Below are 6,738 nucleotides of genomic sequence, written 5' to 3' on the forward strand. Positions count from 1 at the left end.
GATGGTATTGAGTGGCGGCCGCGACGTGGAATACAACGGCCTGCGGGGCCGGCTGTACGCTTCCGCCGGGCCTGCGGACGCTGCGCCCCGGACCGGTGCGAGGCCCGCCTACGTGCTGCTCCATGGCATCGGGGTCTCCCACCGCTACCTTGCCCGGCTGCACGTGGAACTGGCCAAGGGCGCGGATGTCTACTCCTTCGATCTGCCGGGATTCGGTGCGTCGACGCGTCCCCGGCGGCAGCTGCAGGTGGCTGACTTCGCCGCGTTCGTGACCGGCGTCCTCACTGAAGCAGGGGTCCGAAGTGTTGTGCCCGTGGGCCATTCCATGGGCGCCCAATTCGCGGTGGAGATGGCACTGCAGGCACCGGACCTGGTGGCCGGGGCAGTCCTGATGGGCCCCGTGGTGGACACAGCCCGGAAGTCGGTGGCTGCGCAGGCGCTGGCGCTCACCCGCGACGCACTGTTCAGTGAATCGCTGATTTCCAACATCATCGTGTTCGGTGACTACTTCCGCGCAGGCCCGCGGTGGTACCTGACGGAGCTGCCGGTGATGATGGAGTACCCGCTGGAGGAGAAACTGGCCGCGGTCCACCAGCCGGTGCTGGTGCTGCGCGGCGGCAAGGACCCCATCGCCCGCCGCCCGTGGTGTGACACGCTGGCGGAGGCCGCTCCACAGGGCACGGTGGCGGAGATTCCGGGGCAGGGCCACGTCGTCCAGTACACCGCGCCGGAGACCGCCGCCGAAACAATCAGCGGCTGGGTCCGGGCGGTGGACGGGTTCGGCGTCACGGCCTGATGGCCGCGCCGGCGGTTTAGAGACCGAGTTCTTCCAGGACCGGCAGTTTCTCCCGGACCCAGGCCCGGGCCTCGGTGGCGCTCGGTGCGGACAGCGCCAGCTTGGCCAGCTGCTGAGCCTCCGAAAGAGTCACCGTCTTCAGGACCGCGGCGACGGCCGCGAGGGAACGCGCCGTCATGGACAGGGTGGCCACGCCCAACCCGGTAAGGACGACGGCGAGGGCGGGGTCGGCCGCGGCCTCACCACAGACGCCCACGGGTTTGTTGCTGCCTTCCGCACGGGACCCTTCGACGGTCAGCCCCACCAGGCGCAGGACGGCCGGCTGCCACGGCGTGTTCAGGTTGGCGAGGGGGCCAAGCTGGCGGTCCGCCGCCATGGCGTACTGCGTGAGGTCGTTGGTGCCCAGGCTGGCGAAGCCCACTTCCCGGAGGATCGCTTCCGCGGTCAGGGCTGCGGAGGGAACCTCCACCATCACCCCGGGGGTCTTGATGCCGGCGTCCGCGCACATCGAGGCGAAGCGCGCGGCTTCCTCGGCGGTGGAAATCATGGGTGCCATCACCCACACGTCCGCCTCGGACTGCTTTTCGGCCAATGCGATCGCTTCCAGCTGGCGGTCCAGCACGCCCGGCGTGGTGAAGTCCGTGCGGTAGCCGCGGACACCCAGGGCAGGGTTGGGCTCCGTGGAGTCTGTCAGGAACGGCAGCGGCTTGTCCGCGCCGGCGTCGAGCGTGCGCAGGACCACTTTCTTGCCCGGGAAGGCATCAAAGACCTTCTTGTAGGCGAGGGCCTGTTCTTCAACGCTGGGTTCGGTGTCCCGTTCCAGGAAGCAGAACTCGGTGCGGAACAGCCCCACGCCCTGGGCGCCAAGTTTGGCGGCCGCCTCGGCATCCTTGCCGCCGCCCACGTTGGCGAGCAGCGGGACCAGGTGGCCGTCCGCCGTCGCTCCCGTGCCGCTGAACTCGGCCAGCAGGGAAGCCGTGGCCGCCCAGGCCTCTGCTGCAGCGCGAAGGGGCTCGTCAGGCTCGGAAGTCACAGCCCCGGCTGCGCCGTCCAAGTACACTTCCGTGCCGTCCGGGAGTTCATCCACGCCGACTGCGGCCACAACGGCGGGCAGGCCGAGGGACCGGGCGATGATGGCGGTGTGAGACTGCGGGCCGCCGCCTGCGGTGACAAGGGCCAGGACCTTGTTCGGGTCCAGCGTGGCGGTGTCGGCGGGCGCCAGGTCCTCGGCCACCAGGATGAAGGGGCTGTTGGAGGCCGGGATGCCCGGCGCGGGCACACCGCGCAGTTCGGCGACTATCCGGGCGCGGACGTCCAGGACGTCGGTGGCGCGCTCGGCCATGTAGCCGCCGAGGTTGTGGAGCATTTCGGAAACGGAGGAACCGGACTCCCAGATGGCACGCTCCGCGGACGTCCCGCGGGCAACAAGCTTGGCCGCACCCTTGATCAGCATGGTGTCCTTGGCCATCAGTGCGGTGGCTTCCAGGACGGCCTTGCCGTCACCCGTGGCGTGGGCCGCACGGGCCTTCAGTTCGTCGTGAACGGCCTGGGAGGCCGCTTTCAGTGCTGCGGTGGCTTCCTCTGGCGTGGTGCCTGCCGGGAGCTGTTCGCCGGCGGGAGGTTCGCTGATCGGTTTGGGCATCTGGCGGATGGTGCCGATGACGCGGCCTGGGCTGACGCCTACTCCTGGGAAGTTCTGCACTGAAGGTCCTCATTCTCTGCCGGTAGCCAGGCGCGTCAGGATAACCGGCGCCGTGCCGGGTCCACCAGGGACTGCTACGTCCGGAGGCGGGAAACGTGCCTGAAAAAATTGTATGTGATTCAGTTCATATAGCAATGCTATAGGTGCTAGGGTAGCGGTTATGAGTTTGGATGGCCAGCTTCCCCCCAAGATGCGGCTGCTGCGTGCTGCCGCGGAGCTGCTTGCCAACTCCGGGGGAGCAGCCGTCTCCACCCGTCAGATCACGCAGCTGGCGGGGGTTACAGCTCCCACTCTGTACCACCACTTCGGTGACAAGGAAGGTCTTTTCGACGCCGTCGTCGCCGCGGGATTCGAAGAATATGTCGCGGGCGAAAGGGATTTCGCCCCCTCCGGACAGCCGCTCGAGGATATCCGGAGAATGTGGGACAACCACGTCCAGTTCGGGCTCAACCAGCCGGAGCTGTACCTGGTGATGTTCGGCAACATCCGCCCGGAAAGCCGCCCCGCCATCGTTGCCGATGCCGAGGCACTGATGGAGGAGATGCTGAACAAGGCAGCGGCGGCGGGCCAGCTGAACGTCCAGCCACGGGAAGCGGCCAGGTCCATCCTGGCGGCCAACGTGGGCGTGACGCTGATGCTGATTGCGGAGCCCGCCTCCGAACGGAACCTCGAACTGTCCACCATGACCCGGGACGCCATGATTTTCGCGGTGTCCGCCGAGCCCGCCAGCGGCACGGCCCCGGGTGACACCGGGAAATCCTCGGTGGTGGTGGCTGCGATCGCCCTGAACGCCGCACTTCAGGCCTCGCACTCAGACCAGCTCTCCAGCTCGGAACTCAAACTCTTCCTCGAATGGCTGCACCGGATCTCCACCAGCCCGGCGTGAGCCAGCACCACTTTGGCGGTACCCCCGTTCCACCAGCAGTACGTCGTCGTAATCAACGGACCATCCTGCGGAGCAGCAGGAATGACGGTTAGGAAATCACATGGCAACAGAGACAGTTGCAAAACCCCGCACCAGCATGCGGGTTGGCGTCCAGAAATTCGGGACGTTCCTGTCCGGAATGATCATGCCCAACATCGGCGCCTTCATCGCCTGGGGCATCATCACGGCCCTCTTCATCGAAAAGGGCTGGCTGCCGGTTCCACAACTGGGTGGCTTCGGCGAGACAGACGGTGTGAAGAACATCGGCCTTGTGGGGCCGATGATCACGTACCTGCTGCCGCTCCTGATCGGCTACACCGGCGGCAAGATGGTCTATGACGTCCGTGGCGGCGTGGTGGGTGCCATCGGCACCATGGGCGTGATTGTTGGCGCCGGCATCCCGATGTTCATCGGCGCCATGATCATGGGCCCGCTGGGCGGCTGGACCATGAAGAAGATCGACTCGATCTGGGACGGCAAGATCCGCCCCGGCTTCGAGATGCTGGTCAACAACTTCTCCGCCGGTATCTGGGGCGCGCTGCTGGCCATGCTTGGCTTCTACGCAATTGCGCCGGTGGTGTCCGCCTTCAGCGCCGGGGCCGGGAACGTGGTGCAGTTCCTGGTGAACAACGGCCTGCTCCCGCTGACCAGCATCTTTATCGAACCGGCCAAAGTGCTGTTCCTCAACAACGCCATCAACCATGGCGTGCTGACGCCGCTCGGAGTGCAGCAGTCCCTGGAGCAGGGCAAGTCCATCCTGTTCCTGCTGGAGGCCAACCCCGGTCCGGGCCTGGGCATCCTGCTTGCGTACATGTTCTTCGGCCGCGGCGCCGCCAAGGCCTCCGCTCCGGGTGCCGCGATCATCCATTTCTTCGGCGGCATCCACGAAATCTACTTCCCGTACGTGCTGATGCGTCCGCTGCTCATCCTGGCGGCCATCGCCGGCGGCATGACGGGCATCGCCACGCTCGCCATCACCAACTCCGGCCTGGTGGCGCCTGCCGCGCCGGGTTCCATTTTCGCGGTGCTCGCCCAGACCTCCCGGGACAGCTACGTGGGCGTGATCCTGGCGGTCCTGCTTGCCACGGCGGCGTCTTTCCTGGTGGCCTCGGTCATCATGAAGACCACCAAGCACAGCGATGAGGTTGACCTGAACGATGCCACCTCGCGCATGGAGCAGATGAAGGGCAAGAAGAGCTCCGTTGCTTCCACCCTCACGGGTGCCGGCGCAGGTGCTGCCGCCGGCGGCGGCGTGGGCGTGCTCGCCGGACCGGTGCGGAACATCGTGTTCGCGTGCGACGCCGGCATGGGCTCCAGTGCCATGGGCGCCTCCGTACTGCGGAACAAGATCAAGGCGGCCGGCTTCCCCGACGTCAAGGTCACCAACGCCTCCATCGCCAACCTCAACGACAGCTACGACGTGGTGGTCACGCACCAGGACCTGACCGAACGCGCCAAGCCCGCCACTTCAAGTGCCGTGCACTACTCCGTTGACAACTTCATGAACAGCCCCCGCTACGACGAAATCGTGGAGCTGGTCAGGGGGAGCAACACCGGCGGCGCCGCGGCAGCCGAAGGGCAGGACGCCGGTGCGGGAACGCCCGGCGGAGCCTCCGCATCCGGCCCCGCAACGGCGGTAGCGGCAGGAACGGTAGCCGGCGGAACCGCTGCCGGCACCGCTGAAACCCAGGCAGCAGGCAACTCCGAAATCCTCGCCCGCGAGAGCGTGATCCTCACCGGCTCAGCCACCACCCGGGACGCCGCCATTGACGAAGCCGGCCGGCTCCTGCTGGCCCGCGGCGCAGTGGATGAAGGCTACATCGCGGCCATGCACGAACGCGAGGAATCGGTGTCCACCTACATGGGCAGCTACCTCGCTATCCCGCACGGGACCAACGCAGCGAAGGACCACATCCGCAAGTCCGCGGTGTCGGTGATCCGCTACCCCGAAGGCATCGACTGGAACGGCAAGCAGGTCAAATTCGTGGTGGGTGTCGCCGGCATCAACAACGAACACCTGCACATCCTGTCCTCCATCGCGAAGGTCTTCACCAACAAGGAACAGGTGGCCCGGCTGGAGGCTGCCACGTCCGAGGACGAAGTCCTGGAGCTCTTCGGAAAGGTCAACGCATAGTGAAGGCAGTACATTTTGGTGCCGGAAACATCGGCCGCGGCTTCGTGGGCCTGCTCCTGCATGACGCTGGCTACGAGGTGGTGTTCGCGGACGTCGCGGACGCCCTGATCGGGCAACTGGCGGCGGCGGACAGCTACGCGGTCCACGAAGTGGGGGAGAATCCCGCGGTGCGGAAGGTCAACAACTTCCGGGCACTGAACTCCAACACCCAGGAAGCGGAGCTCGTCAAAGAGATCGCGACGGCGGACATCGTCACCACCGCGGTGGGCCCGCACGTCCTGAAGTTCGTGGCGCCCGTGATCGCCCGGGGCATCGTTGCAAGGGGCGCGGAACTCGCTCCGCTGCAGGTCATGGCCTGCGAGAACGCGATCAACGCCACGGACATCCTGGCCAAGGAAGTGGCTTCCCAGCCGGGGGCCGCCGCCGGGGCGCTGGACGGCAAGGCAGTGTTCGCCAACACCGCGGTGGACCGGATCGTCCCCAACCAGGAAGCTGGCCAGGGCCTGGATGTCACGGTTGAGACGTTCTATGAGTGGGTCATCGACCGGACAGCGTTCCAGGGGGCGGCCCCGGTGATTCCGGGTGCCACCTTCGTGGACGAGCTCTCGCCGTACATTGAGCGGAAGCTGTTCACGGTGAACACCGGGCACGCCTCTGCCGCCTACTTCGGGTTCGAGGCCGGACTGGAAAAGATCTCCGATGCCATGGCGGACCAGGATGTTGCCGAGGACGTCCGGGCGGTGCTGGAGGAGACCAAGCAGCTGCTGGTGTCCAAGCACGGTTTCAGCAACGATGAGCAGGAAGCCTACGTCCAGAAGATCCTGGTCCGGTTCTCCAATCCGTATCTGCCGGACACGGTGAACCGGGTGGGCCGGGCGCCCCTGAGGAAACTCAGCAGGCACGAGCGGTTCATCGGGCCTGCCGCCGAGCTCGCCGAACGCGGCGTGGTACCTGAGGCGCTCCTCGGTGCGATCGCCGCGGCGCTGCGCTTCAACGACCCCGCGGACGTCGAGGTGACGGAGCTGGCTGCCATCCTCGCCTCGGCCGGCGCGGCGGACGCAACCGCCAGGATCACGGGCCTGGAGCCCGGCCACCCGCTGTTCAACGCCGTCTCCACCCTGGTGGAGGAGCGGCAGGCAGAGGTGGCGCGCACCCCCGTCTGACCCAAAGGTCCCACTCCA

5 protein-coding genes are annotated in these 6,738 nt (G+C 66.7%); 4 read left to right on the forward strand and 1 reads right to left on the reverse strand.

The features are described from left to right. Nucleotide 1 precedes the first annotated feature (1 nt). A complete protein-coding gene (locus tag P2Q66_RS02525) occupies nt 2–796 on the forward strand; it encodes an alpha/beta fold hydrolase (protein WP_275725314.1) in 795 nt (264 codons plus the stop codon). A 16-nt stretch (nt 797–812) separates the two neighbouring features. On the opposite strand, the gene ptsP is transcribed toward P2Q66_RS02525, so the two are convergent. Continuing rightward, nucleotides 813–2,498, reverse strand: a complete 1,686-nt coding sequence (gene ptsP / locus P2Q66_RS02530; protein WP_275725315.1) for a phosphoenolpyruvate--protein phosphotransferase — start codon at nt 2,496–2,498, stop codon at nt 813–815. Between the two features lie 160 nt (nt 2,499–2,658). Between ptsP and P2Q66_RS02535 the strand changes: the two genes are divergently transcribed. The 3 genes from P2Q66_RS02535 to P2Q66_RS02545 all read left to right on the forward strand — a co-directional run bounded on the left by P2Q66_RS02535 (nt 2,659) and on the right by P2Q66_RS02545 (nt 6,720). Beyond that, the gene (locus tag P2Q66_RS02535; RefSeq protein ID WP_079598008.1) at nt 2,659–3,384 is read left to right on the forward strand and encodes a TetR/AcrR family transcriptional regulator; all 726 of its coding nucleotides are present in this window, start codon (nt 2,659–2,661) and stop codon (nt 3,382–3,384) included. 100 nt (nt 3,385–3,484) lie between these two features. Continuing rightward, nucleotides 3,485–5,557 carry a PTS mannitol transporter subunit IICBA gene (locus tag P2Q66_RS02540; RefSeq protein ID WP_275725317.1) on the forward strand — a complete coding sequence of 691 codons (2,073 nt, stop codon included), beginning with the start codon at nt 3,485–3,487 and terminating at the stop codon, nt 5,555–5,557. Next, nucleotides 5,557–6,720, forward strand: coding sequence for a mannitol-1-phosphate 5-dehydrogenase (locus P2Q66_RS02545; protein WP_275725319.1), 1,164 nt, complete (start codon nt 5,557–5,559; stop codon nt 6,718–6,720). The genes P2Q66_RS02540 and P2Q66_RS02545 overlap by 1 nt, the downstream gene beginning before the upstream one ends. Nucleotides 6,721–6,738 lie beyond the last annotated feature (18 nt).

Origin of the sequence: Arthrobacter sp. Cr_A7 (assembly GCF_029222765.1) — a bacterium.
GTDB lineage: Bacteria > Actinomycetota > Actinomycetes > Actinomycetales > Micrococcaceae > Arthrobacter.

Coding starts and splice junctions, on each gene's coding strand:
- P2Q66_RS02535 (WP_079598008.1), top strand. CDS start 2,659: ATGAGTTTGGATGGCCAGCTTCCCCCCAAGATGCGGCTGCTGCGTGCT.
- P2Q66_RS02540 (WP_275725317.1), top strand. CDS start 3,485: ATGGCAACAGAGACAGTTGCAAAACCCCGCACCAGCATGCGGGTTGGC.
- P2Q66_RS02525 (WP_275725314.1), top strand. CDS start 2: ATGGTATTGAGTGGCGGCCGCGACGTGGAATACAACGGCCTGCGGGGC.